The sequence below is a fragment of the Streptomyces sp. NRRL F-2580 genome (assembly GCF_000720115.1).
Lineage (GTDB): Bacteria > Actinomycetota > Actinomycetes > Streptomycetales > Streptomycetaceae > Streptomyces.
Genome location: NZ_JOIR01000029.1, coordinates 109,973 through 136,394, shown reverse-complemented (window position 1 = coordinate 136,394; position 26,422 = coordinate 109,973). Strand labels below are relative to the sequence as shown.

Below are 26,422 nucleotides of genomic sequence, written 5' to 3'. Positions count from 1 at the left end.
GGTCGGTTTTCCGACCGGACATGGTGGGTGTAGCTCAGTTGGTAGAGCACCTGGTTGTGGTCCAGGTGGCCGCGGGTTCAAGTCCCGTCACTCACCCTGCGGGAAGGCCCCGATCGCGAAGGCGATCGGGGCCTTCTGCGTTCCTACGAGGACTCGCGGACCACCAGGCGGTTCGGCAGCACGACGGACGCCTCGGCCGTCTCCCCCGCGATCCTCGCCAGCAGCACCTGCGCCATGGTGCGGCCCATCTCCTCGATCGGCTGCCGGACGCTGGTCAGCGGCGGATCCATGTGCCGGGCCACCACCGAGTCGTCGAAGCCGACCAGCGCCACGTCCTGCGGTATCCGGCGGCCGGCCGCGCGCAGCTCCCGCAGGGCGCCCGCCGCCATGACGTCCGAGGCGGCGAAGACCGCGTCGAGCCCGGGGCGGCGTTCCAGCAGCTCGCGCATGGCTCGGCGGCCGCCGTCCTCGGTGAAGTCGCCGACCGCGATCAGCGGTTCGTCGACGGGGTGTCCGGCGGCGGCCAGGGCCTGCCGGTAGCCGTCGAGGCGGCACTGGGCCCCGTACACGTCCAGCGGTCCGGTGATCGTGGCGACCGTGCGGCGGCCCCGCGCGAGGAGGTGGCGTACGGCTTCGGCCGCGCCCGCCAGGTTGTCGGAGTCGACGGACGGCAGCGTCTCGGCGGCGGAGCGGCGGCCGCTGATCACGGTCGGGATGCCGAGCTCGGCCAGCAGCTCCGGCAGCGGGTCCCCGGCATGGACGGAGACGAGCAGGACGCCGTCCACGCGGTGCCCGGACAGGTACTGGGCGAGGCGGCGGCGCTCTCGGTCGCTGCCGGCCAGGGTCAGGACGAGCTGGACGTCGGTCTCGGCGAGGGCGGCGCCGACCCCGCGGACCACTTCGGAGAAGTAGGGCTCGGCGAAGAAGCGGGCCTCGGGCTCGGGGATCACGAGGGCGATGGCGTCGTTGCGGTTGGCCGCCAGCGCCCGCGCGGCGCGGTTCGGCACGTACCCCAGCTCCGCCACCGCGGCCTCGACCGCGGCCCGGGTATGCTCGCTGACCTTGGGGGATCCGTTGATCACCCGGGAGACCGTGCCGCGCCCTACCCTGGCGCGCGCCGCGACCTCCTCCAGCGTGGGCCGTCCCCCGCTGCGCCCGTGCCCGTTCATGGCTTCCTCCCGGTTGTGAATCTACCCCTTGACGGCTGTGGGAGCGCTCCCACACTGTGTCACAGACACCCGGCACGTTCCGTCCTTCAGGGAGGATGCACATGCGAGCCCAAGCCCGAGTGCGAAGAAACCTCGTCACGGTGGTCACCGCGGTGGGAGCGGCCGCCCTGCTGCTCGCGGGTTGCGCCCAGGACCCGGCCGAGAAGCCGGACGCCGGCGCCCCGGCCGACGGCAAGGGGAAGACCACCCTCACCGTCGGGGTCTTCGGGGCCTTCGGCCTCAAGGAGGCCGGGCTCTACGACGAGTACATGGCGCAGAATCCCGGGATCCGGATCGAGCAGACCTCCATCGAGCGCAACGAGAACTACTACCCCCAGCTCCTCACCCACCTGGGCACGGGCAGCGGGCTCGCGGACATCCAGGCCGTCGAGGTCAACAACATCGCCGAGATCACCGCAACCCAGGCCGACAAGCTCGTCGACCTCGGCAAGGCACCGGGCGTCGACAAGGCCGCGTACCTGCCGTGGAAGTGGGCGCAGGGCACGGCGAGCGCGGCGAAGGGCGGTGCCACCGTCGGCCTCGGCACCGACATCGGTCCGCAGGGCATCTGCTACCGCAAGGACCTCTTCGAGGCGGCCGGGCTGCCCACCGACCGCGCCGCGGTGGGGGCGCTGTGGGCGGGCGACTGGAACAAGTACCTGGAGACGGGCCGGGCGTACAAGGCGAAGGCCGGCGACGGGAAGGCCTTCGTGGACTCGGCGTCAGGCGTGATGGCGGCGGTGACCGGGGGCAGCGCCCAGCGGTTCTACGACGAGCAGGGCAAGGTCGTCTACAAGACCAACCCGGCGGTGCGCGGGGCCTTCGAGCTGGCGGCCTCCTTCGCCACCGACGGGCTGAGCGCCAAGCTCCAGCAGTTCACCCCGGGCTGGGACCAGGGCTTCGCCAACGGCTCCTTCGCCACGGTCTCCTGCCCGGCCTGGATGCTCGGCTACATCCAGGACAAGGGGGGCCCGGCGGGCAAGGACAAGTGGGATGTGGCGCAGGCGCCGAAGCCCAGCAACTGGGGCGGCTCCTTCCTCGTCGTGCCGAAGGCGGGCAAGCACGCCCAGGAGGCGGCGAAGCTGGCGGCGTGGCTGACGGCTCCGGAGCAGCAGGCGAAGCTCTTCGAGAAGCGGGGCAGCTTCCCGAGCGCGAGCGCCGCGTACAAGCTGCCGTCGGTGTCGGGCGCGCAGCACGCGTACTTCGGCGGCGCCCCCATCGGCGAGATCTTCGCGAAGGCGGCGGAGGGGGTGCCCGTGACGGTGGTCGGCCCGAAGGACCTGGTGATCTCGCAGAACCTGGCGGACATCGGCATGCTCCAGGTCGACCAGAAGGGCCGCTCGCCGCAGGAGGGCTGGGAGGCCGCCGTGAAGGCGATCGACAACGCCCTGGACCAGTGAGGCGCCGGTGACGGACGAGACCGCTGTCCTGTCCCCCTCCGCCGTCGGCCCGCAGCGGCCGGCGGCGGAGGGGGGCGGCCGGGGCCGGCGGGGCCAGGTGTGGCGCTCGCGCCGCTACCGCTGGGACCTGCGCTTCAGCCCCTACGCCTTCGTGGCACCCTTCTTCCTCTTCTTCGCCGCCTTCGGGCTGTTCCCGCTGCTCTACACGGGCTGGGCGGCGCTGCACCAGGTGGAGCTGACCGATCCGGACAGCATGACGTGGGTGGGGCTGAACAACTTCACCCGGCTGTGGGGCGACGAGTTCTTTTGGAACGCGCTGCGCAACACCTTCACCATCGGGCTGCTGTCCACGGTTCCGCAGCTGGCGATCGCGCTCGGCCTGGCCCATCTCCTCAACTACAAACTGCGCGGCTCCGCCTTCTTCCGGGTCGCTCTGCTCACCCCGTACGCGACCTCGGTAGCGGCCGCGACCCTCGTCTTCGTGCTGCTGTTCGGCCGGGACTACGGGATGATCAACTGGGCTCTCTCGGGGGTCGGTTTCGGGGCGGTCGACTGGCAGAACGGAACCTTCGCCTCGCAGTTGGCGGTGTCCACCATCGTGATCTGGCGGTGGACCGGCTACAACGCGCTGATCTACCTGGCCGCCATGCAGGCCGTGCCGGGCGAGCTGTACGAGTCCGCCGCGCTGGACGGGGCCTCGCCCTGGCAGCAGTTCCGGCACGTCACGGTGCCCTCGCTGCGACCGACGATCTTCTTCACCTGCGTCGTGTCGACGATCGGGGCGACGCAGCTGTTCGGGGAGCCGCTGCTGTTCAACGGCGGAGGGGCTGCGACGGGCGGCTCTGACCACCAGTTCCAGACGCTCGGGCTGTACCTGTACGAGCAGGGCTGGGTGAACCTGCACCTGGGCCGGGCCTCGGCGATCGCGTGGGCGATGTTCCTGATCCTGCTGCTGATCGCCGGCGCGGCGCGGCTGCTGCGCGGACGGAAGGACTCCCGATGAGATCACTGCGCGCGGGCCGGTTCGCGTACCTGGTGCTCGGCCTGTTCACGGCCGGCTCGCTCTTCCCGCTCGTGTGGACGGCGATCGCGGCCTCCCGGAACAGCACGCGGCTGGCGCAGACCCCGCCGCCGTTCTGGTTCGGCGGGAACCTGGGGCGCAACCTCCAGGTCGCCTGGACCGACGCCAACATGGGCACCGCCCTGCTGAACACCGTGATCGTGGCGGGCACGGTCACCGCGGGCACCGTGCTCTTCTCCACCCTGGCGGGCTTCGCCTTCGCCAAGCTCCGCTTCCGCGGCCAACGGACGCTGATGGCGCTGGTGGTCGGGACGATGCTGATCCCGCCGCAGCTGAGCGTGGTGCCGCTCTACATGCTGATCGCGAAGCTGTCGTGGACCGACCGGCTCCAGGCGGTGATCCTGCCGACCTTGGTGGGTGCCTTCGGGGTGTTCTTCATGCGCCAGTACCTGGTGCACGCGCTGCCGATCGAACTGGTGGAGGCGGCGCGCACCGACGGGGCGAGCTCCCTGCGGGTCATGTGGCACGTGGTGTTCCCGGCCGCTCGGCCGGCCATGGCGGTGCTGGGGATGCTGACCTTCGTCATGGCCTGGAACGACTTCTTCTGGCCGATCGTCGCACTGACCCAGAACGGCAGCCCGACGGTGCAGGTGGCCCTGACCGGGCTCGGGCGGGGCTACATACCGGACCAGTCGGTCATCATGGCGGGCGCGCTGCTGGGGACGCTCCCGCTGCTGCTCGTGTTCATCGTCTTCGGCCGCCAGATCGTCGGCGGCATCATGCAGGGAGCGGTCAAGGGATGACGGACATGCGATTCCCCGAGGGGTTCCTCTGGGGCACCGCCACGGCGGCCTTCCAGATCGAGGGCGGGTCCGCCTCGCGCGGGCCCTCGATCTGGGACACCTTCTGTGCCACGCCGGGGAAGGTGTACGGCGGGCACACGGGCGACGTGGCGGCCGACCACCTCCGGCTGTGGCGCGAGGACGTCCGGCTGATGGCCGAACTCGGGCTCGGTGCGTACCGGTTCTCGGTGTCCTGGCCGCGCGTGCTGGCCGGCGGGATCGGCTTCTACGACCAGCTCGTCGACGAGCTGCTCTCCCACGGGATCACCCCCTGCGTGACCCTCTACCACTGGGACCTGCCGCAGGAGCTGGAGGCCGCGGGGGGCTGGCCCGACCGGGAGACGGCCTACGCCTTCGCCTCGTACGCGGCCCAGGTCGCGGAGGTGCTGGGCGACCGCGTGGAACTCTGGACCACGCTCAACGAGCCCTGGTGCAGCGCCTTCCTCGGCTACGCCTCCGGGGTGCACGCCCCGGGCCGCACCTCCCCCGCCGACTCGCTGCGTGCCGCCCACCACCTGAACCTGGCCCACGGCATGGCCGCCGCCGCGCTGCCCGCCCGGTCCCGGGTCGGCATCGCGCTCAACCCCAGCGCGGTACGGCCGCTGACGCCGTCGGCGGCCGACGCGGACGCCGCGCGCCGTATCGACGCCCTCGCCAATCGGATCTTCACCGGGCCGCTGCTGCACGGTGCCTATCCGCCGGACCTGCTGGCGGACACCGCCGCGGTGACCGACTGGTCCTTCGTGCGCCCCGGCGACGAGGCGCTGATCCACCAGCCGCTGGACTTCCTCGGCGTGAACTACTACACCCCGGCGGTGGTGTCGGCGGCCCCCGACGGGAACGGCCCGCGCGCCGACGGCCACGGCGGTACGGCCCACTCCCCCTGGCCCGCGGCGGACACGGTGGCCTTCCACCAACCGCCCGGCGAGCGGACCGACATGGGCTGGTCGATCGACCCGAGCGGCCTGTACGACCTGCTGATGCGCTTCACCCGCGAGGCGCCCGGCCTGCCGCTGCTGGTCACCGAGAACGGCGCGGCGTACGCCCCGGACGTGCACGACCCGCTCCGCATCGCGTACCTGGAGGCCCATCTCGCCACCATCCACCGCGCCTTGGCAGACGGCGCCCCCGTCGAGGGCTATTTCCTGTGGTCGCTGCTGGACAACTTCGAATGGTCCTACGGCTACAGCAAGCGCTTCGGCATCGTGCACGTGGACTACGAGACCCAGGTCCGCACCCCGCGCTCCAGCGCCCGCTGGTACGCCCGCCTGGCCCGCGAGGGGGCCTTCTGACAGCCGGGCGCGGGGCACCGGTCAGCGGAAGGCCGGGGCGGAACGGGCCGCCCAGTCGGCGAAGGGGCGGGGCGCGCGGCCGAGTATCCGCTCGACGGCGGGGCTCGGTGCCAGCTCGGCGGGCAGCGGTTCGCCGAGGATCCCCAGAGTGCCCTCCACGACCGGCTCGGGCATGAAGGTCAGCATCTGCACGCGGGCCTCCTCCCGGGTCTGCTCGACGAACCGAACGGGCTCGCCCAGGGCCGCGGATATCGCCTCGACCCGGTCCCTCGGGGTGACCAGGGCGGGCCCGGTGAGCTCGTAGGTCCGGCCCGTGTGGCCGGGCTCGCGCAGGACCGCGGCGGCGACCTCGGCGACGTCCGCCGGGTCGACGGTCGGGAGCCCGACATCGCCGAACGGCGCGACGGCCGTGCGCCGCGTACGGATCGTCTCGGCCCAGGCGAAGGCGTTGGAGTTCAGGCCGCCCGAGCGCAGGATCGTCCACTCCAGGCCGCTCCGGCGGACGGCCTCCTCGAACCGCGCCGGGTGGCGGTAGACCTCCGGGCGTGTCCCGACGCCCTGGGACGAGAGCAGTACGACCTGGCGTACCCCGGCTGCCCCGGCCCGTTCGAGGATGCCCTGCGGATTCTCGCCGGCGACGAGCAAGAAGAGCGCGTCGGCCCCGTCCAGCGCGGGGCGCAGGCTCTCCGGCTCGGCGAGGTCGCCCTGGTGGTGGCGGACCCCGTCGGGCATCCGCGCCGCACCCCGGGAGACGGCGGTCACCTGCTCGCCGCCCTCGGCGAGGATCCGCACCAGTTCCCGTCCGACGTTCCCGGTCGCACCCGTCACTGCGATCATGACGATCCCCCTTGTGAGTTAGTTGACTGACTTAGTTCGATCATAGCCCCCTCCCCTATCGCTCGTCTACAGTTAGTCAGGTGACTGACTCAAATAAGGCTTCGCGGACGTCCGGCAAGCGCGAGCGGCTGGCGTCCGCCGCGGCCCAGGTGCTCCACGCGCAGGGCATCGCCCAGACCACCCTCGCGGACATCGCCCAGGCGGCGGAGGTCCCGGTGGGCAACGTCTACTACTACTTCAAGACCAAGGACCAGCTCGTCGAGGCCGCGATCGACGCTCACGCCCAGACCCTGCGGGGGCTGATCACCGCCCTCGACGCACTCCCCACCCCCCAGGACCGCCTGAAGGCCCTGCTGAACGGCTGGGTCGAACAGCGCGAGCTCACCGCCCGATACGGCTGCCCCACCGGCACCCTCGCCTCGGAACTCGACAAGCGCGCCGACGGGCTGGACCGGTCGATCGCCGCCGTCATGCAGGCCCTTCTCGACTGGGCCGAGCAGCAGTTCCGCGAGATGGGCCGCACCGACGCCCGCGAACTCGCGGTTGCCCTGATCGCCGCCTACCAGGGCATCTCCCTGCTCACCAACACCTTCCGCGACCCGGACCTCATGACCACCGAGGCCCGCCGCCTGGAGCGCTGGATCGACTCCCTCACCTGAGGTCATGTGCCGCGGCGCTCAGGCCGCGAAGGCGTCGGCGTGGTCCTGCGCCCAGGTCTCGAAGGTGCGCGCCGGGTGGCCGGTGAGGCGCTCGACGCTGTCGGTGATCTCGACCGGGAGGCCGTCCGAGGAGGCCCAGAAGTCGAGGAGGGCATCGGCGTAGGGGCCGGGTATGTAGCCGTCGACCTCGGCCTTCCACTGCTCGGCGGAGACGGCCTCGAAGGGTATGGGCCGCCCGAGCACATCGCCGAGTATCGCGAGCTGGGTCGCGAAGGTCAGCGACTGCGGGCCGGTCAGGGTGTAGGCGCGGCCGGCGAGGGCGGGGTCGGTGAGGACGGCGAAGGCCGCCTCGGCCAGGTCGGCCTCGTGGACGGGGTCGCAATAGGCGCCGGGGTAGGGCAGGTGGACCGGACGGCCGGACTTCACCGACCAGGCCCAGCCCTGGGCATTGCTCGCGAAGGAACCCGGGCGCAGCAGCGTGGTGCGCAGCGGGGAGGCCGACAGGGCCTGTTCGACGGCGAGGTGGGACGCGGACAGCGGGCTGCCGGCGGCGTCGGGGGCGAGCACCGAGGAGGAGGACAGGAGCACGACGTGCTCGACCCCCGCACTGACGGCTTCCTTGACGAAGGCGTCGACACCGGAGGCCTCCGCATAGAGGAAGACGGAACGGACACCGGCGAGAGCGCCGGGGAAGGTCGACGGATCGGTGAGGTCGCAGTGGACCGCGTCGGGGGTGTCCCGCTCGCGGGAGCCGAGACGGTAGGGGACGCCGTGGGCGTCGAGGAGGGCGCGGAGACCGCGGGCGACGGCGCCGCGGCCGCCGGTGACGAGAATCGACATGGCTGACTGCTTCCTCATCTGGAGTTGGGCATAGAATCCACATGTGGCGCAGATTCTGTGCGACACATTCTCTGCGTCACACAGTTAAATTTGAAGCACGGAGGAGCCGATGTCAACCGATCCCACTCGTACGAGTGGTGCGCGGTGGAGCCGCGCCGAGCTGCTCGCGCGCATCGTCACCGAGAGCCAGCGGCACTACGCCGACTACTCCCTCTTCAACCAGGCCATGGCGGACCACGTCGGCCTCCACCCCACCGACATGCAGTGCGTCGCCCTCCTCGACATGGAGCCCGGACCCGTCAGCACCGGCGACATCGCCCGCCTCACCGGCCTGACCTCCGGTTCCGCCACCCGCCTCGTCGACCGCATGGTCAAGGCGGGCGTCGTCGAGCGGCACGCCGACCCGAACGACCGCCGCCGCTCCCTCGTCTCCCTCTCGCCCGTGGCCCGCGAGCGGATCGGCGCTGCGTGGGACACCCCCGGCCGTGCCTTCGGCGCCGTCCTGGAGAGCTACTCCGACACCGAGCTCGCCGTCATCGCCGACTACCTGCACCGCGCGGCCGAGGTCGGCCGGGCCCAGGCCAAGCGGCTCAACTCGGGGGAAACCGGCTGACGGTCTTCCGAGGGGTCCGTTCCGCCGCTACGGTCCCGTTCAACGGGCAACAGCGCGCGCCGGAGAAACGGGAGGGTCGGCGTGCGGTCGGAGGTTGTCCGTGTCCCAGCCCGTCCCCGCCCCCACGCCCCCACCTGAGTCCGCAGCCGCGTCCGCACCCGAGTCCGCACCCGCGTCCGCACCCGCGTCCGCACCCGAGTCCGCGGCCTCGGCCGGCGGCTTCCGCCGGGTGTTCGCACTCGGCGGTACCGCCCTCCCCCTCCACGCGTTCCTCGCCCGGCTCCCCGCCGCGCTCTGCCCCATCGGCACACTCCTGCTCATCAACGCCCGCGACGGCATCGGCGACGCCGGCGCCGTCGCCGCGGCGCTCTGGCTCGGCCAGGCCCTCGGCGGCCCCGTCATCGGCCGGCTCGGTTGACTGCGTCGCTCGGGCCGGCAACGAGGGGCCGGCTGTGCCGGGGCCGGGCGCCCGTTGGCTGCGCCGCGCGTGCAGGTACGAGGGGGCCGGCTGTGCCGGGGCCGGGCGCCCGTTGGCTGCGCCGCGCGTGCAGGTACGAGGGGGCCGGGTTGACTGCGTCGCTCGGGCCGGCAACGAGGGGCCGGCTGTGCCGGGGCCGGGCGCCCGTTGGCTGCGCCGCGCGTGCAGGTACGAGGGGGCCGGCTGCGCCGGGGCGGCCGCCCGTTGGCTGCGCCGCGCGTGCCGGGTGCGAGGGGGCCGGCTGTGCCAGGGCCGAGCGCCCGTTGGCCGCGCCGCGCGGGCAGAGTACGAGGGGGCCGGCTGTGCCAGGGCCGAGCGCCCGTTGGCCGCGCCGCGCGGGCCAGGTACGAGGGGGCCGGCTGTGCCGGGGCCGGGCGCGCGCCGGGGCGTCTCCTCGGGCGCCGAACGTGACGACGGGTCGGAGAGCTGAGCGGAAGTGCGTTCGACGCCCTGCGGGGATCACCCCGACACACACCCGACCCCGGCCCAACCGGCCGGGCGGGCTCCGGGGGCGCTGCGATCCGGCCGGTCAGGCCCCGAGGCCTCCCGTCAGGGCGAGGACTGCATCGCCGCCAGGCCCTTCGCCAGGTCCTCGGCGTTCATGACGGGGAGCTGTCGTCCAGGTCGAGGACGATCCAGCAGGAGCGGACGCCCTCGTGCAGACCGAAGCAGGCCGCCTCCGGCTTCACCGTGTCCATCAACTTCTTGACCGCCTGGGGCAGCGCGCCGGTCTTGATGCCCTCGCCCACCCTCGGCGCGGCCCGGGGGCGCGGCAACATACACGCCCCCGTCCGTGCGGCGGAATCCGGGGACCCGTCAGTCGGAAGACGCCCCCTGGATGTGGAAGTTGAAGTCCGTGTGCCCGAGGGAGCCCATCAGCCGGAGCCAGACCGGCAGCAGCATCTCGGCGCCCCGCGCCGTCTCGATCCCGCCCAGGTCCAGGATGCTCCGCTCCGGCCAGCCGAAGGAGTGGAGCAGCTCCCGTACGGCCTTCTTCGCGTCCGCGTCCTCGCCCGAGAGGAAGACGTGGTGCTCGCCGGCGACCCGGCCCGGATCGACCATGACCAGGCAGTTCATCGTGTTCAGCGTCTTGACCACGCGCAGCCCCGGGAAGGTGCGCTGGATCAGCTCGCCCAGGCTGTCGGTGTCCACCGGCTCCAGGCTCGGCGGGAAGCCCCGCGAGAAGTCCAGCGGGTTCGCTACGTCGATCAGGATCTTGCCGTCCAGGTGGGCGGCGTCCGCCTCCGTCAAGGCGGCGATGCTGACCTGCCCGCCGGTGGCGTTGACCAGGGTGTCGCCGTCCCGCGCGGCTTCCGCGAAGCCGGCGAGCCGCACCCCGGGCTGCCCCGCCTGCCAGTCGGCGTACTCGGCGCGCCCGGCGGTCGCCCCGGGGTCCCGGGTGCCGATGACCACCTCGTGGCCCAGGGAGGCGAGCCGGGCCGCCAGCGTGCGGCCGACGATCCCGGTTCCGAGGACTGCGTAGCGCATGCCTGATTCCTTCCGCTCGGCCGGGGAGCCCCGGCTGGTCCAGGATCCCCACGTCATACAAGAACTGGTACCGGTTCGCCGCCGGAACCGTCCGCCGTGGCGTGGGCGAAGGCCACGGCGATGCCGATGGCTACCACCGAGGCCTGGAACAGGATCCACGCCCACACGTACGGGTGCAGGCCGAGCATGCCGGTCATCTCGGGCCCGGAGGGGTAGAAGAGGCCGCCGCAGGCGACGCCCGTCCAGCCGAAGGCGAAGCAGCAGGCGAGGCAGCAGGCGAACCCCCGAGCACGACCGTTCGGGACGAGTCACGGCACCTGGCGATCAGCGGGGCGAGGAGGCCGCCGAAGATGAGGGTGTCCATGCCGCGGACCGTACCGAGGCGGCCACCGGCCGCCCGCTAGGCGCGCCCCCGGTTACGTCGGTTGCCGCGCCGGCCACGGCCCGCACGCCCGCCGCCGGGACCGCCGAGGGTCCGGCCGTCCAGGCCGATCCACACCCGGACCTCGGTCCCGCCGAGCACCGAGCGCCCCAGCCGTACGTCGCCGCCCGTCGACTCCGCGACGCGGCGCACGATGTCGAGGCCCAGGCCGGTCGATCCGTCGCGGCCGCCGTCGTTGCCCCGGCGCAGGGCCGCCTCCGGGTCGGCGATGCCGGGTCCCGCGTCCGAGACGAGCACGATGACCGCGTCACCCGCGTCGTGGACGTCCACCGAGAAGGGCGTGCCCTCGGGGGTGTGCCGGAAGACGTTGCCGAGCATGGCGTCGAGGGCGGCGGCGAGCTCGGGCCGGGCCACGGGGATCCGTACCGTGCGGTCCACCCCCGCGAGCCGCACCTCGCGGCCCTCGTCCTCCGCGAGCGCCGACCAGAAGTCCATCCGGTCGCGGATCACCTCGGAGGCGTCGCAGCCGGCGCCCGCCCCGACCAGGCCGGTGGCCGGGCGCTGCTCCCGCGCCGTGCGGATGATCGTGTCGACCTCGCGCTCCAGCTGCTCCACCGCGGCCCGGGTCTGTTCGGCGGCCGCGCCGTCGCCGAGCGAGGCCGTGTTGAGCCGCAGCACCGTCAGCGGCGTCCGCAGCCGGTGCGAGAGGTCGGCGGCCAGCTCCCGCTCGTTGGCGAGGAGTTGCACCACCTGGTCCGCCATCGCGTTGAACGCGACGGCCGCCGAGCGGAGTTCCTTCGGTCCCACCTCCGGGACCCGCGCCCCGAGCCGGCCCTCGCCCAGTCGGTGGGCGGCGTCCGCGAGCCGCTCGGCCGGGCGCACCAGCCGGGCGCCGAGCCGGTCGGCGACCGCCACCGAGCCCACGATCAGTGCCAGCCCGACGCCCGCGAGCACCACCCAGGCCGTCGCGACGCCGTTGCTGACCTCGCTCTCCGGTACGAAGATCTCCACCACCGCGATGTCCCCGGAGCCGAGCGCGGTCGGCTGGAGCAGCGCCGACCCCCCGCCGGGCACCGAGGCGGTCGTGGCCCGCCCGATCCGCCGGGTCTCGGCGACGGCGTGCTCGCCCGCCCGGCCCCGGCCGATCTCCACCGGCGCGCTGTCGCCGATGGCCGGGACGTGGACGGCCATCCGCCGGGCGGCGCCCATCTGCGTGGACTCCACGGCCTTCTGCAGCTGGACCGGGTCGGTGGTGATGGACAGGGTCGGCCCGATGGTGGCGGCCTGCCGTTCGGCGTTGGAGAAGGCCCGGTCGCTGGCCATCTCCTGGACGACGAGCCCGAGCGGCACCGCGAAGGCCACGACCACCATGGCCGTGACCGCGAGGCACACCTTGACCAGGGCCCATCTCATCGGGGCATCACTGCGGCGGCTCCAGCTTGACGCCCACACCCCGCAGCGTGTGCAGGTACCGCGGGCGGGCGGCGGTCTCGCCGAGTTTGCGGCGCAGCCAGGACAGGTGGACGTCGATGGTCTGGTCGTCCCCGTACGACTGCTGCCAGACCTCGGCGAGCAGTTCGCGCCGGGCCACGACCACCCCGGGCCGCCCGGCGAGGAAGGCCAGCAGGTCGAACTCCCGCCGGGTGAGGTCCAGTACGGTCCCGTCGAGCTCGGCCTGGCGGCGCAGCGGGTCGATGGCGAGCCCGCCGACGCGCAGGACGCGCGAGGGGGGTTCGGCCCCGGCGGCGGCCCGGGAGCGGCGCAGGACGGCGGCCATGCGGGCGGAGAGGTGCTCCACGGAGAACGGTTTGGTCAGGTAGTCGTCGGCGCCGTCGTTGAGCAGGCGGACGATCTCCGCCTCGTCGTCGCGCGCGGTCGCGATGATCACGGGCACGTCGGTGATGCCGCGCAGCATCTTGAGCGCCTCCGACCCGTCCAGGTCGGGCAGTCCGAGGTCGAGGATGACCACGTCGAAGCGGTGGTGCGCGACCTCGCGCAGGGCCTCCAGGGCCGTGCCGACGCTCCGCACGGTGTGCGAGGCCTCGGTCAGGTGCCGGATGAGGGCGGAACGTACGAACTGGTCGTCCTCGACCACGAGCACACTTGCCATGGCCCGCACCGTAGTCCATTCGAGGGACCCAGCGGGGTGTCGGGCTGCTCTTGTGACGGGTGGTGCAGTATGTGCCCTGATGCGACGAGGACTTCTTCATGCCATGGCTTGGACGCTGGCGACCGGGGCGGCGGTGACGCTGTCGTGGTGGGGCGTGCACAGCGTCATGTCGGGGACGGCCTACGATCCGCCGCTCGCGGTGCCGCTCGCCGCCCAGCCGCTGTCCTCCTCGACGCAGCGCGCGCAGCCGCCGGATCCCCCGGCGCAGTCCGCGTCCGCGTCGCCCTCCGCCTCCCCGACGCCGGCCGCGCCGTCGTCGGCCGGGCCCTCCTCCGGCAAGCCGTCCCAGAAGCCCGCGGCGACCCCGTCCCCCTACGGGCAGGGGGACGGGCAGGATCCGGGCAAGGTGAAGGCCTATCCGGTCTCCGGCGGCCGGGTCGTCTTCTCCCTGGGCGCGTCCTCCGCCGAGCTGGTCTCGGCGACGCCGGCGGCCGGCTGGCGGATGCAGGTGTGGAAGCAGGACTACTGGATCCGGGTCACCTTCACCCGGGACGGCCGCGAGGTCTCGGTGTTCTGCACCTGGCACGACCACCCGCCGCTGGTGGAGATCGTCGACCCCTGAGGCGGACCGTCCCGGACGGGAGGCCTCAGGCCGGGACCGTGCCCACCAGCACGAACTCGTTGTACGGGAAGACCTTGCCCATCGGCCGGGGGAAGGGGAAGGAGTAGGTCCGCCGGACCGCTATCCCCGCCTTGGCCGCGTGGCTGCGCAGCTCCTCGAAGCCGACCCAGCGGATGTGGGTGGCGTCGGACCGGAAACCGACCTCCTGCGGGGTGATCATGACGACCGACCCGCCCGGCTTGACCAGCGGAAGGTACTGCTCCAGCAGCGTCGCCGCCGTGTCCTCCTCGACGTGCTCCAGCACGTGCGCGACCAGCAGGCTGTCGAAGGAGCCGGGACCGCAGTCCGGCGCGGCGGCCAGCCCGTCGGGGGTGTAGGCGTTCAGTCCGCGCTCGCGGCAGGTCTGCACCGAGTGCGGGTTGTGGTCGACGCCCACGCTGTCCGGGCCGCAGTTGAGCAGGTTCCGCCCCAGCCCGCAGCCGATGTCGAGGACCCGGCCCAGCTGCAGTCGCTGCAGGTTCCAGCGGTACGGCGCCTGCGTGGGCAGCAGCCGCTTGATTCCGGACTGCTCCAGGCGCGCCAGCCGCTGGGTGTAGTCGGAGCCGGCGGTGCTGGGGGTACTCGGGGTGCCGGGGGTGGGGGCACCGGGAGTTGCGGGGAAATCAGACATTGCCTTGCCGTCTCCTGAACGCGTCGTAGGAGGGCAAGCCCTCCTAGGGGTTCACAGGCTACGCAGGGCGGCCGTCCGCCGGGAGTACTCTGGGGATCTTTATCTGTAACTGCGCAAACCTCATCCGTCACCGGTCCGCCTCCGCCCGGGAACCCCGCGCAGGGAGACCCGCTCGGCTACCGGAAGACCGAGGGCGGCGGCTGCGGCGAGGCCACCGCGGAGGCGTCGGCGACGGGGGCCGCGCCGCCCGCGAAGTCGGCCAGTGCCCGGCCGTGCTCGACCCGGCCCGGGTGCGGGTCGCTCGCGACCCGGCGGGTGAATTCCGCGACGGGCAGCTCGCGGTCGGCCGCCACCAGGACGGCGTTGCCGAATCGTTTCCCCCGCCACACCACCGGGTCCGCTGCCAGCGCCAGCTCCGTGAACCGGGACGCGGCCGTCGCGATCTGGCTCCGCAGGTGGGTCAGCGGCGGACCGTCCGCGAGGTTGGCCACGTACCACCCGGTGGGCGCGAGGGCGCGGCGTACGTCGTCCAGGAACTCGGTGCTCGTCAGGTGCGCCGGGGTGCGCGCCCCGCTGAACACGTCCGCGATCACCAGGTCCGCCCAGCCGTCCGGAACCTTCGCCAGGCCCGCCCGGGCGTCCACCGCCCGGACCCGGACCCGCGCCTGCGGGTCCAGCGGCAGGTGTTCCCGTACGAAGGCCACCAGCGCGGCGTCGATCTCCACGATCTGCTGGGTCGAGCGGGGACGGGAGACGGCCGTGTAGCGGGCGAGGGTGAAGGCGCCGCCGCCCAGGTGCACCACGTTCAGCGGCTGCCGGGCGGGCGCGACGAGGTCGATGAGGTGGCCGATCCGCCGCTGGTAGGCGAAGTCCAGGTACGTGGGATCGTCCAGGGCCACGTGCGACTGCGGGGCCCCGTCGATCAGCAGGGTCCAGGCCCCGGCGCGCTCGCGGTCCGGCTCCAGCTCCGCCCGGCCGCCGTCCACCTGCCCGGTGACCGCCTCCGCGGTGCCGCGACCGCGCTGCCTGCCCTTGTTCCTGTCCTTGCCCGCCACCACCCCATTGTGCCGGGCCGCCGTCGCGGAGGGGTCAGCGGCAGTTGTCCGCGGCCTCGATCAGCCGGGCCGCCTCGCCGAGCGCCGCGCGCAGCACCTCGGGGTCGGTGACCGGCCCGACGGCCTCCGGCGGGAGCAGCCAGCCGGTGACGCCCGCGGCGGGCGAGGCGGCGTCGCCGAAGCGCATCCCGCGCCCGTTGGTCTGCGTACAGGCGCTGCCCGGCAGGTCCCACGCGTCGGCGGTGCCGGGCGGAACGAGGAAACCGAGGGTGTCGCCGGATCCGTCGTGCAGGACGGGTCCGACCCCGCCGGCCTGGCTGGCGGCGCGGCGGATGATGTCCACCGCCTCCAGCCCCTGCCGCGTCGGCACGGTCACCAGATCCAGATCCAGGTCCTGGGCCGTGCCGGGCTCGGACGCGGTGTTCGTTCCAGTGCTCTCCATGCCGCCCTCCACCAAGGGAACCCCTCCTCGATCCGTATCCGCATGGGTTCAACGCACGGGAACGTCAACGGGTGCGGCGGCAAGACGCTGCAAAGGATGGCAGTTCATGGCGGATCGCGGGTGAGATATCCGTTTTGTAGGCAAACATCGCATGAACACCCCCTCGCTGGCGGTACGTTCATGCGCGCCGGACCCCAGTCACAGCACCGGTGCTGCGTTCTTGCCAGAGAGGTCACGTCCATGGCGGCGTCCCCCCACTCACCCAACTCCACCTTCCGGCGGCTGCGCGGGCAGCACTCCCCGGCCGAGTTCGCGGCCTTGGTGCGCCGGGCGGCGAAGGAGATCGGAGAAACGGTTTCCTGCGACGCGCGCTACATCGGCCGCGTCGAGTCCGGCGAGATCCGCTGCCCCAACTACGCCTACGAACGCGTCTTCCTCCACATGTTCCCCGGCCGCGCCCTGGCCGACCTGGGCTTCTCCCCCCGCGAGAGCGTCCGTGGCCGCTCGGGCCGGCGCGAGTCCTCCCCCGTGCTCATCCACCGTTCCCCTTCCAGTGCCAAGGAGAGCGACGTGCTGCGTCGCGCGTTCATGGCGGGCGGCTCCGCGACCGTGGCGGCCGCGACGCTCAGCCTCACCCTGCTCGGCGACACCCGCCGGCTCCCTTCCCGCGCCGGCGAGTCCGAGGCCGCCGCCGTCGAGGACGCCGTACGCCAGATCCGGCTGCTGGACGACCGGCACGGGGCCGACGCCCTGTACCGCAGGGCCGCCGAGCCCCTGCGCACCGCCTACGCCCTGCTCGACGCGGGGGCCACCCGGCAGTCCACCGAGGACCGGCTGCACGCGGGCGCCGGCGAACTGGCCGTCTCGGTCGGCTGGCTGGCCCACGACTCCGGCCGCTTCGACGACGCCCGCTCGCACTACGCGGAGGCCCTGGCGACGGCCCGGGTCGCCCGGGACGCGGGCCTGGAGGCGCACGCCTTCAGCAACATGGCCTTCCTGGCCCGGGACTGCGGCCGCTCCCGCGAGGCGGTACGGGCGGCCCAGGCGGGCCGCCGGGCCGCGCGCTCCCTCGGTTCCCCGCGGCTGCTGTCACTGCTCGCCCTGCGGGAGGCCGGCGGCTGGGCGGGGCTGGCCGACCGCAAGGCCTGCGAGGAGGCCCTGACCCAGGCCCACACGGAGTTCTCCCGGGGCGAGGCCGACGCCGACCCCGAGTGGATGTCCTTCTTCGGCGAGGCGGAGCTGGAGTTCCTGGAGGCCCGCTGCTGGGCGGCGCTCGGGGAACACGCCCGCGCGGCCCGGCACGCCCGCCGCGCCGCCGACCTCCAGGACCCGCACTTCGCCCGGAACGTCGCCCTCTACACCGCCGAGCTGGCCGGGGACCTGGCCCGCGCGGGCGCCCCCGACGAGGCCGCCTGGGCGGGCGGGCGGGTGCTGGACCTGCTGGCCGAGGTGCAGTCCACCCGGGTCCGGTCGATGCTGTCGGAGACGGCGGGCGCGCTCGTTCCGCACCAGCGCTCTCCTCGGGTGGGGGCCTTCCTGACGAGGCACGCGGTGCTCTGACCCCGCCGGTCAGCCGCCGACGTACTCGTAGACCCCGCCGTCGGGGTGGCGCACCACCGCACGGCGGCCGTTGGGCGTGGGGGCGGGGGCGGCGATCACCTCGCCCCCGGACGCGGCGCAGTGCGCGACGGCCGCGTCCAGGTCCGCCACGGAGAGGGTGGCGGCCACTCCCGCGAACCGCTCGGCGATCGCGTCGGGCCCGCTGAACAGCAGGAACGGGCCGACGCTCGCCAGGTCCAGGCCGGCGAACCCGAACCGGGTCGCGGGCTGGCCGGTGAGGCGGACGTAGAAGTCCAGGGCCGGACCGAGATCGTCCACGCGCCGCCGCAGCACCACGGAGGTAATCGTCATACCGATATCCTCCCCGCCGCCCGCCTCCCAACTCCGTTGTGGTGGACTCAATTCAACGGGGTCGAAAACCGGCTCAAACGCCGGAGGGGCTGAACTTGTGCGGCGCAGCTGGATGGTGCGGCGCAGCCGGAAGGTACGGCTCAAAGATCGGGGCTCCGCCCCGGACCCCGCTCCTCAAACGCCGGAGGGGCTGAACTTGTGCGGCGCAGCTGGATGGTGCGGCGCAGCCGGAAGGTACCTCAAACGCCGGAGGGGCTGAACTTGTGCGGCGCAGCTGGATGGTGCGGCGCAGCCGGAAGGTACGGCTCAAAGATCGGGGCTCCGCCCCGGACCCCGCGCCTCAAACGCCGGCGGGGCTGAACTTGTGTGGCGGAGGCTGGACGGTGCGTCAGCACTGGATGGTGGGTCAGCACTCGATGGGCTGAGGAATCGGCACAGCCAGGCCGGTTGGGACGGGGGTGGGTGTGTGTCGGGGTGATCCCCGCAGGGCGTCGAACGCAAGGTGCCCCCAGCTCGCCGACCCCCCGACACGTTCGGCGCCCGAGGAGACGCCCCGGCGCGCGCCCGCCCCCGGCACAACCGGCCCCCCACCCGCTCGGCCTCGGCGCGACAGGCCCCCACCCCCGGCCCGAGCGGCGCAGCCAACCCGCGCCCGGCCCCGGCACACCGGCGCCCCCTCCAACACAGCCCCGGCCCGGCTCGACCCTGCCCGGCCTGGCCCGCCTCAGCCCGGCCCAGCCTGGCCCAGGCACGGCCCAGCACGGCCCGGCCCAGCCCAGCCCAGCACGGCCCGGCCCGGCTCGGCACGCTCCGTCAGGGCCGGGGCCTACGTGTCCAGGTGGCCCGTGTCGTTCCAGCGTTCCAGCGCGGGGGCGCCGTAGGCCCAGCCGAGGACCGAGAGGGAGGTGGGCTCCAGGCGGATGCGGGCGCCGAAGGAGGCTTCGAAGCCGAGCCACCGGGCGGCGAGGGTGCGCAGGATGTGGCCGTGGGCGAAGACCAGGACGTCGCGCTCCGCCGAACGCGCCCAGGCGACCACCTCGTCCGCGCGCGCCGCGACGTCGGCGACGGACTCGCCGCCCGGGACCCCGTCGCGCCAGATCAGCCAGCCGGGCCGGATCGCCTGGATCTCGGCCGGGGTCATGCCCTCGTAGTCCCCGTAGTCCCACTCCAGCAGCGCGTCCCACGGCTCCGCCCGGACCCCGAAGCCCGCCAGGTCGCAGCTCTCGCTCGCGCGGACCAGCGGGCTGGTGCGGACCTCGACCCCCGAGAGGTTCCTCCACGGGTCGCGGGCCAGCCGCTCGCCGAGCAGCTTCGCCCCCCGCTTGCCCTCCTCCAGCAGGGGCACGTCCGTGCGTCCCGTGTGCTTGCCGAGCTGGGACCACGCCGTCTGGCCGTGGCGGGCCAGCAGGATGCGGGGGGCCATGGGGTTCTCCCGTTTCATACGAGTCTGTGCGCGTTCATGCGTTTTTCCGGTCATTCAGCCGTCCGCCCATCATCCAACAACACGTGGACGGGGCGGACTCCACCCGCCCCCGCCGCCGGTTTCCGCGCTAAGTCCACGATTGTCAGTGGCGGATGGGACACTTCCGCCCGTGAGCTCCTACCCGCCCAGCAGCCCCGCGCAGCCGACCACGCTGCGGCAGCGGCTCGCCGGCCTGCGCGGCCCGGCCGTGCCGCCCCGTCCGCTCGACGCCCGGGCGCTGGCGGCCCTCGCCGCCAATCCCGGCTGCGGCAGACGGGCCCTGCTCGACGGCGCGGGCGTGGACAAGAACGCCCTCGCCACCGCCCTCGGCTCGCCCGCCGCGTTCGGGCAGTCGCAGTTCGCCATAGTCCGCGGGAACTCCTTCGAGGCCAAGGTCAAGGGCGACGGCGGAGCCGAGCTGCTGCGGCTGGTGCACGCGCACCTCGACCCGGCCGCCGAGCCCCCCGGCGCGGGCGCCCACGTCCCCGACCTCACCGCCGCCGGGCCCGAGGGCCGCTCCGCCCGGACCGCCCTCGCCCTGCGCGAGGCCACCGCGGCGAAGGCGTGGACCCTGCTGGACCACCCGATGCTGGCCCTGGAGGTGGCCGGCTCCCCGGCCTACCTGGAGCCGGACGCCGTGGTCGTGCATCCCGACGGCCGCTGGACCGTTGTGGAGATCAAGTCGTTCCCGATGATCGACGGGGCCGCCGACGCCGCGAAGGTGGGCGCCGCCGCCCGCCAGGCCGCCGTGTACGTGCTGGCGCTGGAGAAGACCACCGGGAAGCTGGCGGGCGCCGAGGTCGGGCACACCGTGCTGCTGGTCTGCCCCAAGGACTTCTCCAACCTGCCCACTGCCTCGCCCGTCGACATCCGCCGCGAGCGCTCCGTGACCCGGCGCCAGCTGGACCGGCTGACCCGGGTCGAGGAGCTGGCCGCGACGCTGCCCGAGGGGCTCAGCTTCGACCCGGCGACCCGGACCACCGAGGAGCTCGTCGAGGCGGTGTCCGCCGTGGACGCCGCCTACGCCCCCGAGTGCCTGGCCGCCTGCGAGCTGGCCTTCCACTGCCGGGACCGGGCCCGCACCGCCGGCGCGGTGACCGCGCTGGGCCGTTCCGTACGGGGCGAGCTGGGCGCGCTGACAACCGTCGAGGAGGCCCTCGCGGCGGCCTCCGGGGCCGGCTGCGCCGAGGATCCGACCGCCGCCGCCCTGCACCGCGCGGCCCGGCTGCGCGCCGAGGCGCTGGAGTCGTCGGCAGCGGAGGTCGGCGCATGAGCCTGCTGAACACGCTGGCCCGGCTGCAGGCCGTACGGGCGGGCCGCGCCCAGCCGCTCGCGACCGTACGCCACCGCCACCTGAGCGAGACCCCGATGGTCTTCGTGCCGCTGACCACAGCGGGTGAGGCCGGCGCTCCGCTGGGCGCGCTGGTCGGCACGGACCGGCACGCGCCGTCGGTGTTCGTGATACCCCAGCCGCGCGACCGGGACCTGCGGTGGGCGTTCCTCGCGGACCTGGCGGTCCCCGTGCTGGCCCACATCGACGCGTACGCGGACGTGGTGGAGCCGGCCGAGCGCAGCGAGACCGACCCGGAGACGGGCAAGCGGGTCAAGGTGGAGACCGAGTTGTGCGTGGACGCGCCGCAGCTGATCGTGCCGAGCCGGGCGGGCATCGAGTACGTACGGCTGCTGGGGCGGTCGATGCGGTTCCGGCGGACCGCCGAGGAGGAGCCGGAGAACCCGTATCCGGCGCCCTCGCAGGTGCCGATGCTGGGCCGCTGGTTCACGCACCTCGCCGAGCGCTCGCGGGTGCCGGGCTCCTCGATGCTGCTGTCGGCGACGGATCTGCTGTCGCGGCACTGGGCGACCGGCCAGAGCAACCTGGAGGACCAGCACCTGGGCGCGCTGCTGGGCTGGATCGACCCGCCGGAGGGCCTCTCGGGGGCCGAGGCGGCGATGCGGGCGGAGCTGGGCCGTGACGCGGAGGGCCGGCTGCTGTGCCCGCCGGCCGGTCCGGCCACCGACCCGGCCTTCGACAACAAGCTGCTGGCGCCGGCCATCGCCCGGTACGACGCGGCGCGCTCGGCCCTGGCGGCCGGGCCCGGGGACGACGACCACGGGGTGGGGAAGACCGAAGAGGCGCGGAAGACCGGAGAGGCGCGGAGGGCCGAGGAGGTCCGCAAGGCCGAGGAGGCCGTGCGCCGGCTGGTCGTGGACCAGATGTCGAACACCTGGTGGGCGACGTGGGAGGCGATCGACCTGCTGCGCTCCCTGCCGCCGGGCGAGCGCGCGGAGGAGCGCTGGACGCGCGACCGCTGGTCGTACACCGGTCACCGGGACCGCGTACGGGCCGGCGAGCCGCCGCAGCCGCGCCGCGACGACGCGGTGACGGCCGCCCAGAAGCTGGCCACGCGGGAGACCGAGCAGGTGCGGCTCGACGCGCAGGAGGCGCTGGACGACCCGCTCGTCATGGCGGGTCGGCGCCTCGCGGGCGAGGCCTTCGCAGGCGAGGTCACCGAGGTGGTGATGGAATGGACGGAGTCGAAGCGGCCGAGCCCGCGCCCGCTGGTGACGGTGGCCACGGAGGACCGGCCGCAGCTCGCGGACGGGGGCGGCGGGAAGGTGTTCCGCTCGCTGGACGGTCGCCCGCAGAGCGCGCAGTTCGTACGCTTCGAGGAGGACGGGCGGCTGGTGCTGCGGCTCCTCGACAAGATGGGCCGCGGCCGGGACCCGGAGCCGGGGTCCGTCCCGGAGAAGGGTGACCGGGTCTGCTGGACGCTCTTCGAGCACGACGCGCGCGGCGGCCCGAAGCTCCCGGAGCCGGAGCAGACCCCGTGGACCCACGGCGGCCCGCCGGGGCACCTGAGCGCCGTCCCCCTGCCCGACGCCGTGACCGACGAGGATCTGCTGTGACCGCGACCGCATCCTTCGACCCCGGGGCCGCGGCCGCCGAGGCGACCGCCGCGATCCTGCGCGACACCCTGCACGGGGCCGAGCGGGGCGTGGTCGTCGACTCCCCGCCCGGGGCCGGCAAGTCCACGCTCGTAGTCCGGGCGGCCCGGGAGCTGGCCGCGGCCGGGCGCCGGCTGATGGTGGTGGCGCAGACGAACGCGCAGGTCGACGACCTGGTGCTGCGGCTCGCCGACAAGGACCCGGACCTGAAGGTGGGCCGGCTGCACAGCAGCGAGGGCGACGCCTACGATCCGGCGCTGCGCGCGCTGCCCTCGGTCACCCTGTCGGCCAAGCCGAAGGACCTGGCGGAGCTGCCGATCACCATCTCCACGGCGGCGAAGTGGGCCTTCGTCAAGGACGTCGAGCCCTGGCAGCACGCCATCGTCGACGAGGCGTACCAGATGCGCTCGGACGCGCTGCTGGCCGTGGCCGGGCTGTTCGAGCGGGCGCTGTTCGTGGGCGACCCGGGTCAGCTGGACCCCTTCAGCGTGGTCGGCGCGGAGCAGTGGGCGGGCCTGTCGTACGACCCTTCGGCGAGCGCCGTCAGCACCCTCCTGGCGCACAACCCCCAGCTGCCGCAGCACCGGCTGCCGGTGTCCTGGCGGCTCCCGGCGACGGCGGCCCCGCTGGTCTCCCGCGCGTTCTACCCGTACACGCAGTTCCGCAGCGGTACGGGCCGGGGCGAGCGGCGGCTGTCGTACGGGGTCCCCTCGGACGGGTCGGCCCCGGACCGGGTGCTGGACGAGGCCGCCGAGGCGGGCTGGGGCCTGCTGGAGCTGCCCGCGCGGCACACCCCGCGCACCGACCCGGAGGCGGTCGGGGCGGTGGCGCTGGTGGTCCGCCGCGCCCTGGACCGCGGGGCGGTGACCTCCGACGAGCAGTCCGAGGGCCCGTCCCCGCTGACGGCGGACCGGATCGCGGTCGGCACCGCCCACCGCGACCAGGCGGCCGCGGTCCGCGCGGCGCTGGCGGGGCTCGGGGTCACGGGGGTCACGGTGGACACCGCGAACCGCCTCCAGGGCCGCGAGTACGACCTCACGGTGGTCCTCCACCCCCTGTCGGGGCGCCCGGACGCGACGGCCTTCCACCTGGAGACGGGCCGTTTGTGCGTCCTGGCCTCCCGGCACCGGCACGCGTGCGTGGTGGTGGCCCGGGCGGGCATAGCGGAACTCCTGGACGACCACCCCTCGACGGAACCGGTCCAGCTGGGCGTGACGGTGAAGTTCCCGGACGGCTGGGAAGCCAACCACTCGGTCCTGGCCCATCTGGCGGAACACCGCATCCCCTGGCGCCCGTAACGGCACCTGCCGCCCCGGCGTGGCGACGCCGACGGACGGACCTGCAGCGAGGGCCACCGCCTCACTGCAGGTCCTGGTCCAGTTCGATCTCTGCGGTGGCTACGTCCTTGTCCAGTCGCAGCTTGCGGCATATTGGCCGAAACCGTGCCCGCCCGAGCCCCGCCACGAACGGACCCGCCTCAAGACCGGGTGACCGCAATCCCGCTCAGGTCTTGCGCTGGGCGCCCAGGCGTTCGCGGAGGAGTTCGCCGACTTCGGCGAGGGTGCGGAGTTGGGCCGGGGTCAGGATGTCGATCAGGTGACGGCGGACGGATTCCACGTGGAGGGGGGCCGCCGCCGTGATGGTGGCCACGCCCGTCCCGGTGAGGACGACCTCCGCACCCCGGCCGTCCGTGGCCACCTCCTCGCGGCGGACGATGCCGCGCTTCTCCATGCGGGTGAGCTGGTGGGACAGCCGGCTGCGGGACCACTGCATCAGTTCGGCCAGTGCCGTGATCCGCATGCGGTGGCCGTCCGTGGAGCCGAGCACCGACAGGACGTCGTAGTCGGCCTCGGAGAGTCCGCTGTCCTGGCTGAGGTCCCGCGCGATCTCCGCGTCGACCAGCGGGAACATCCGCCGCCACGCGTACCAGGCGTCCTGTTCGGGCTCCGTGAGCCAGCGGGGCGGCTCGGATGCGGGGGTCATGCCTTCCACTTTAGCCAGGTCGGTGACACATCATCTATCTCGTTGACACGTCACACACTTTGCGGGTTTTATCGGTGACACATCAACAACCGCACCGATCGGGAGCTCCTTCATGACCCGCCTGCACGTCATCTCCGCCGCCACCCGCCCGACCTCCTCCGGCCGCCCCCTCGCCCGCTGGGTCACCGAGCAGGCCCGCGACCGCGGCGGCTTCGAGGTCACCCCCGTCGACCTCGCCGAGATCGCGCTGCCCTTCCTCGACGAGCCCGAATACGCCTCGACCGGGAACTACGCCCACCAGCACACCCGCGACTGGAGCGCCCTGGTCGACTCGGCCGACGCCTTCCTCTTCGTCCTGCCGATGTACAACGGCGGCTTCTCGGCCCCCTTCAAGAACGCCATCGACTTCCTCTACAACGAGTGGAAGGGCAAGCCAGTCGGCCTCGTCAGTTACAGCGCCGGTCCCACCGGCGGCGCCCCGGCCGCCGAGATGCTGCTGCCGGTGCTCACCCGCCTCGGCATGCTGCCCGCCGAGCGGTCCGTCGCGATCCCGGGCATCCCCAAGCTCATCGGACCCGAGGGCTTCGAGGCCCCCGAGGCGCTCGTCGGCGAGCTGGCCGGCGTACTGGACGACGTGGCCGAGCTGGCCGCGCGGCGCGCCGCGGAGTCCGTCACGGTCTGAGGCTCCGGAGGAGGTGGGGGGCCGTACGCGGCGTGCGCGTACGGCCCCCGCCGCCGGCTCCGGCCGCTCGCCTGTGCGACTCCCGCACCCCTCAGGCGGTCGGTCTGCTCGTGCGCCTCGTCGGCCGTACAGGTGTTCCCGCCCATCGCGTGGGGTCTTGCGCGGCGTTGGACAATGGACGGTGGCCCGGAAGCATTTCGCACGCGCAGCAGGAGGACACGGATGGCAGAGCCCGAGCGGACCGAGCGACGGCTGCGGCCGGCGCCTCTGCTCTTCGAGCCCTCGGAGGCCGCGGGGGATCCGGAGCACTTCTTCGACCTGGAGTCGATCGAGGACCCCCGGGAGCTGCTGACCCGGGCGACCGAACTGACCCTCGCCTTCCGGGCGGCACAGGAGCGGGCCGTGGAGTTCCAGGCGCTGGCGGCCGCCCAGCTGGCGGATCCGCGGCGCTTCGACCGGCTCTCGCCCGCGGTGATCGCGGAGCAGGCGGAGTGGACCGAGGACTACGCCCTCAAGATGATCGAGTTCGGCGAGACCCTCCAGCGCGGAGCCGGTACGCCGTAGCGGGGCCGGGCCGACCCGCTGCGCGGAGCCTCCTGGGGCTCCGTCCCAGACCCCAGACCCCGCGCCTCCATCGCCGGGGCGGGGCCGGATGGGGCTGGCATATGCGGGGCGCAACATACCGCAGCGAGAGCCGCCGCGTCCCGGTTTCTGGTAACTCCTGGAAACCGGGTCGCTACGGCCGGTAGACCTTGGCATATGACGACGCTGACGACGGCTCCCGGTCCCACCCTCACCGCACGGCCCGCGCACGCCACCCACGTCACCCCGCAGGGCGCCGCCTGGCTCGCCTCCGCCTCCGCCCACCCCCGGAGCACCCTCGCGCTCTGGGAGGCACGGCCCGGCCTGCCCGCCACGCTTCCCTGCGGGAGCGCCTTCGACGTCGTCAACGTCCCGCTCGTCCTCGGCCGTCGCGTCCTGGACCTGCTCTGGGCCGAGGGGCCCGGCTCCGGTCCGGTCGCCGTGCACCGCGGCCGGATCCTCCTCTTCGCCTCCCCCGGCACCGCCCACCGGCTTCCCGCCCTGCTGGCGTGGGAGGAATGGGGAGCTTCCCGTGCCGCCCCGGTGCCCCTGTGCCACGGCCCCGGCGACGCCGTGACCGTGCCGCCGCTGGCCGCCGCCCCCGGCCCCTCCCGGTGGCTGGTCGCCCCCGACGCGCGGACGCCGTGGCTTCCCGGGCCCGAGGCCCTGCTCTGGGCCTTCGTACGGGCGGCCCGCAGCCCCGCACCGACCGGACCTGGGGATATCGATTTTTCGTTCCGCGGATCCTCCTGCTAATGTCTTCCTCGTCAGCAAGCGCCGCTAGCTCAGTTGGTTAGAGCAGCTGACTCTTAATCAGCGGGTCCGGGGTTCGAGTCCCTGGCGGCGCACAGACAAGAAGAAGGCCCCCACGCGAGTGGGGGCCTTCTTCGTCGTGCC

Annotated in this window: 28 protein-coding genes, 2 tRNA genes and 1 pseudogene; 17 read left to right on the top strand and 14 right to left on the bottom strand. The window is 73.5% G+C overall.

What is annotated here, in order from left to right; translation table 11 throughout:
• Positions 1-23 precede the first annotated feature (23 nt).
• Positions 24-96: transfer RNA gene (locus tag IF88_RS0127665), tRNA-His, on the top strand.
• A gap of 47 nt (positions 97-143) precedes the next feature.
• Here the strand turns inward: IF88_RS0127665 and IF88_RS0127660 are convergent.
• Positions 144-1,169 (bottom strand): LacI family DNA-binding transcriptional regulator, encoded by a 1,026-nt coding sequence (locus tag IF88_RS0127660; RefSeq protein ID WP_030718167.1) that lies wholly within the window; start codon positions 1,167-1,169, stop codon positions 144-146.
• 101 nt (positions 1,170-1,270) lie between these two features.
• On the opposite strand from IF88_RS0127660, the gene IF88_RS0127655 reads away from it, so the two are divergent.
• Genes IF88_RS0127655 through IF88_RS0127640 form a run of 4 tightly spaced genes read left to right on the top strand, consistent with a single transcriptional unit; the run spans position 1,271 to position 5,763 of the window.
• Positions 1,271-2,608, top strand: coding sequence for an ABC transporter substrate-binding protein (locus IF88_RS0127655; RefSeq protein ID WP_030718165.1), 1,338 nt, complete (start codon positions 1,271-1,273; stop codon positions 2,606-2,608).
• A 7-nt stretch (positions 2,609-2,615) separates the two neighbouring features.
• Entirely contained in the window at positions 2,616-3,611 is a 996-nt protein-coding gene (locus tag IF88_RS0127650; RefSeq protein ID WP_030718163.1) for a carbohydrate ABC transporter permease, read from the top strand.
• Positions 3,608-4,432: a carbohydrate ABC transporter permease gene (locus IF88_RS0127645; protein WP_030718161.1), complete on the top strand. Its 825-nt coding sequence runs from the start codon at positions 3,608-3,610 to the stop codon at positions 4,430-4,432. The genes IF88_RS0127650 and IF88_RS0127645 overlap by 4 nt, the downstream gene beginning before the upstream one ends.
• Positions 4,429-5,763 (top strand): GH1 family beta-glucosidase, encoded by a 1,335-nt coding sequence (locus IF88_RS0127640; RefSeq protein ID WP_030718158.1) that lies wholly within the window; start codon positions 4,429-4,431, stop codon positions 5,761-5,763. The genes IF88_RS0127645 and IF88_RS0127640 overlap by 4 nt, the downstream gene beginning before the upstream one ends.
• A 21-nt stretch (positions 5,764-5,784) precedes the next feature.
• Here IF88_RS0127640 and IF88_RS0127635 read toward each other — a convergent pair whose 3' ends face one another.
• The gene (locus IF88_RS0127635; RefSeq protein ID WP_030718157.1) at positions 5,785-6,600 is read right to left on the bottom strand and encodes an SDR family oxidoreductase; all 816 of its coding nucleotides are present in this window, start codon (positions 6,598-6,600) and stop codon (positions 5,785-5,787) included.
• 80 nt (positions 6,601-6,680) lie between these two features.
• Here IF88_RS0127635 and IF88_RS0127630 point away from each other — a divergent pair, with 80 nt between their 5' ends.
• Complete coding sequence (locus IF88_RS0127630) at positions 6,681-7,259, top strand: TetR/AcrR family transcriptional regulator (protein WP_037807233.1); 579 nt, start codon at positions 6,681-6,683, stop codon at positions 7,257-7,259.
• 18 nt (positions 7,260-7,277) lie between these two features.
• On the opposite strand, the gene IF88_RS0127625 is transcribed toward IF88_RS0127630, so the two are convergent.
• Positions 7,278-8,099, bottom strand: a complete 822-nt coding sequence (locus IF88_RS0127625; protein ID WP_030718153.1) for an NAD(P)H-binding protein — start codon at positions 8,097-8,099, stop codon at positions 7,278-7,280.
• Between the two features lie 109 nt (positions 8,100-8,208).
• Here IF88_RS0127625 and IF88_RS0127620 point away from each other — a divergent pair, with 109 nt between their 5' ends.
• Together IF88_RS0127620 and IF88_RS46755 are read left to right on the top strand one after the other, a co-directional pair.
• A complete protein-coding gene (locus IF88_RS0127620; protein WP_051837654.1) occupies positions 8,209-8,712 on the top strand; it encodes a MarR family winged helix-turn-helix transcriptional regulator in 504 nt (167 codons plus the stop codon).
• Positions 8,713-8,812: 100 nt separating this feature from the next.
• On the top strand, positions 8,813-9,130 hold the full coding sequence (locus IF88_RS46755; RefSeq protein ID WP_158754596.1) for a hypothetical protein: 318 nt from the start codon (positions 8,813-8,815) through the stop codon (positions 9,128-9,130).
• A 659-nt stretch (positions 9,131-9,789) separates the two neighbouring features.
• Here IF88_RS46755 and IF88_RS40970 read toward each other — a convergent pair.
• The 5 genes from IF88_RS40970 to IF88_RS0127590 all read right to left on the bottom strand — a co-directional run bounded on the left by IF88_RS40970 (position 9,790) and on the right by IF88_RS0127590 (position 13,170).
• Positions 9,790-9,969, bottom strand: coding sequence for a hypothetical protein (locus IF88_RS40970; RefSeq protein WP_037807229.1), 180 nt, complete (start codon positions 9,967-9,969; stop codon positions 9,790-9,792).
• A 37-nt stretch (positions 9,970-10,006) separates the two neighbouring features.
• Complete coding sequence (locus IF88_RS0127605) at positions 10,007-10,678, bottom strand: NADPH-dependent F420 reductase (protein ID WP_030718147.1); 672 nt, start codon at positions 10,676-10,678, stop codon at positions 10,007-10,009.
• Between the two features lie 53 nt (positions 10,679-10,731).
• On the bottom strand, positions 10,732-10,866 hold the full coding sequence (locus IF88_RS49140; protein ID WP_267884534.1) for a hypothetical protein: 135 nt from the start codon (positions 10,864-10,866) through the stop codon (positions 10,732-10,734).
• A gap of 212 nt (positions 10,867-11,078) precedes the next feature.
• Positions 11,079-12,473 carry a sensor histidine kinase gene (locus tag IF88_RS0127595; protein ID WP_030718145.1) on the bottom strand — a complete coding sequence of 465 codons (1,395 nt, stop codon included), beginning with the start codon at positions 12,471-12,473 and terminating at the stop codon, positions 11,079-11,081.
• A 7-nt stretch (positions 12,474-12,480) separates the two neighbouring features.
• Positions 12,481-13,170: a response regulator transcription factor gene (locus IF88_RS0127590; protein ID WP_078893179.1), complete on the bottom strand. Its 690-nt coding sequence runs from the start codon at positions 13,168-13,170 to the stop codon at positions 12,481-12,483.
• Positions 13,171-13,249: 79 nt separating this feature from the next.
• Between IF88_RS0127590 and IF88_RS0127585 the strand changes: the two genes are divergently transcribed.
• On the top strand, positions 13,250-13,792 hold the full coding sequence (locus IF88_RS0127585; protein WP_030718141.1) for a hypothetical protein: 543 nt from the start codon (positions 13,250-13,252) through the stop codon (positions 13,790-13,792).
• Between the two features lie 25 nt (positions 13,793-13,817).
• Here IF88_RS0127585 and IF88_RS0127580 read toward each other — a convergent pair whose 3' ends face one another.
• The 3 genes from IF88_RS0127580 to IF88_RS0127570 all read right to left on the bottom strand — a co-directional run bounded on the left by IF88_RS0127580 (position 13,818) and on the right by IF88_RS0127570 (position 15,959).
• A complete protein-coding gene (locus IF88_RS0127580; RefSeq protein ID WP_030718139.1) occupies positions 13,818-14,462 on the bottom strand; it encodes a class I SAM-dependent methyltransferase in 645 nt (214 codons plus the stop codon).
• A gap of 176 nt (positions 14,463-14,638) precedes the next feature.
• Positions 14,639-15,517 carry a spermidine synthase gene (locus IF88_RS0127575; protein WP_030718138.1) on the bottom strand — a complete coding sequence of 293 codons (879 nt, stop codon included), beginning with the start codon at positions 15,515-15,517 and terminating at the stop codon, positions 14,639-14,641.
• A 34-nt stretch (positions 15,518-15,551) separates the two neighbouring features.
• Positions 15,552-15,959, bottom strand: a complete 408-nt coding sequence (locus IF88_RS0127570; protein ID WP_030718137.1) for a hypothetical protein — start codon at positions 15,957-15,959, stop codon at positions 15,552-15,554.
• Positions 15,960-16,199: 240 nt separating this feature from the next.
• Here IF88_RS0127570 and IF88_RS0127565 point away from each other — a divergent pair, with 240 nt between their 5' ends.
• A complete protein-coding gene (locus IF88_RS0127565) occupies positions 16,200-17,519 on the top strand; it encodes a hypothetical protein (protein ID WP_030718136.1) in 1,320 nt (439 codons plus the stop codon).
• A 9-nt stretch (positions 17,520-17,528) separates the two neighbouring features.
• Here IF88_RS0127565 and IF88_RS0127560 read toward each other — a convergent pair whose 3' ends face one another.
• Together IF88_RS0127560 and IF88_RS0127555 are read right to left on the bottom strand one after the other, a co-directional pair.
• Positions 17,529-17,870 (bottom strand): VOC family protein, encoded by a 342-nt coding sequence (locus tag IF88_RS0127560; protein WP_030718135.1) that lies wholly within the window; start codon positions 17,868-17,870, stop codon positions 17,529-17,531.
• 826 nt (positions 17,871-18,696) lie between these two features.
• Positions 18,697-19,293 (bottom strand): histidine phosphatase family protein, encoded by a 597-nt coding sequence (locus IF88_RS0127555; RefSeq protein WP_030718133.1) that lies wholly within the window; start codon positions 19,291-19,293, stop codon positions 18,697-18,699.
• A 169-nt stretch (positions 19,294-19,462) separates the two neighbouring features.
• Between IF88_RS0127555 and IF88_RS0127550 the strand changes: the two genes are divergently transcribed.
• The 3 genes from IF88_RS0127550 to IF88_RS0127540 are packed head-to-tail and all read left to right on the top strand — an operon-like array spanning position 19,463 to position 23,576.
• Positions 19,463-20,605 (top strand): hypothetical protein, encoded by a 1,143-nt coding sequence (locus IF88_RS0127550; protein WP_078893178.1) that lies wholly within the window; start codon positions 19,463-19,465, stop codon positions 20,603-20,605.
• The gene (locus IF88_RS0127545; protein ID WP_030718129.1) at positions 20,602-22,239 is read left to right on the top strand and encodes a hypothetical protein; all 1,638 of its coding nucleotides are present in this window, start codon (positions 20,602-20,604) and stop codon (positions 22,237-22,239) included. Before IF88_RS0127550 ends, IF88_RS0127545 begins: the two co-directional genes overlap by 4 nt.
• Positions 22,236-23,576 carry an AAA domain-containing protein gene (locus IF88_RS0127540; RefSeq protein WP_030718126.1) on the top strand — a complete coding sequence of 447 codons (1,341 nt, stop codon included), beginning with the start codon at positions 22,236-22,238 and terminating at the stop codon, positions 23,574-23,576. The genes IF88_RS0127545 and IF88_RS0127540 overlap by 4 nt, the downstream gene beginning before the upstream one ends.
• Before the next feature lie 205 nt (positions 23,577-23,781).
• On the opposite strand, the gene IF88_RS0127535 is transcribed toward IF88_RS0127540, so the two are convergent.
• Positions 23,782-24,261: a MarR family winged helix-turn-helix transcriptional regulator gene (locus tag IF88_RS0127535; RefSeq protein ID WP_030718123.1), complete on the bottom strand. Its 480-nt coding sequence runs from the start codon at positions 24,259-24,261 to the stop codon at positions 23,782-23,784.
• A 112-nt stretch (positions 24,262-24,373) separates the two neighbouring features.
• Between IF88_RS0127535 and IF88_RS0127530 the strand changes: the two genes are divergently transcribed.
• The 4 genes and pseudogenes from IF88_RS0127530 (at position 24,374) to IF88_RS0127515 (ending at position 26,373) form a co-directional block, all read left to right on the top strand.
• Positions 24,374-24,943, top strand: a complete 570-nt coding sequence (locus IF88_RS0127530) for an NADPH-dependent FMN reductase (RefSeq protein WP_030718120.1) — start codon at positions 24,374-24,376, stop codon at positions 24,941-24,943.
• A 222-nt stretch (positions 24,944-25,165) separates the two neighbouring features.
• The gene (locus tag IF88_RS0127525) at positions 25,166-25,507 is read left to right on the top strand and encodes a hypothetical protein (RefSeq protein WP_030718117.1); all 342 of its coding nucleotides are present in this window, start codon (positions 25,166-25,168) and stop codon (positions 25,505-25,507) included.
• Between the two features lie 195 nt (positions 25,508-25,702).
• A pseudogene (locus IF88_RS40965) lies at positions 25,703-26,309 on the top strand (bifunctional DNA primase/polymerase).
• Positions 26,300-26,373, top strand: a tRNA-Lys gene (locus IF88_RS0127515). Before IF88_RS40965 ends, IF88_RS0127515 begins: the two are co-directional and overlap by 10 nt.
• Positions 26,374-26,422 lie beyond the last annotated feature (49 nt).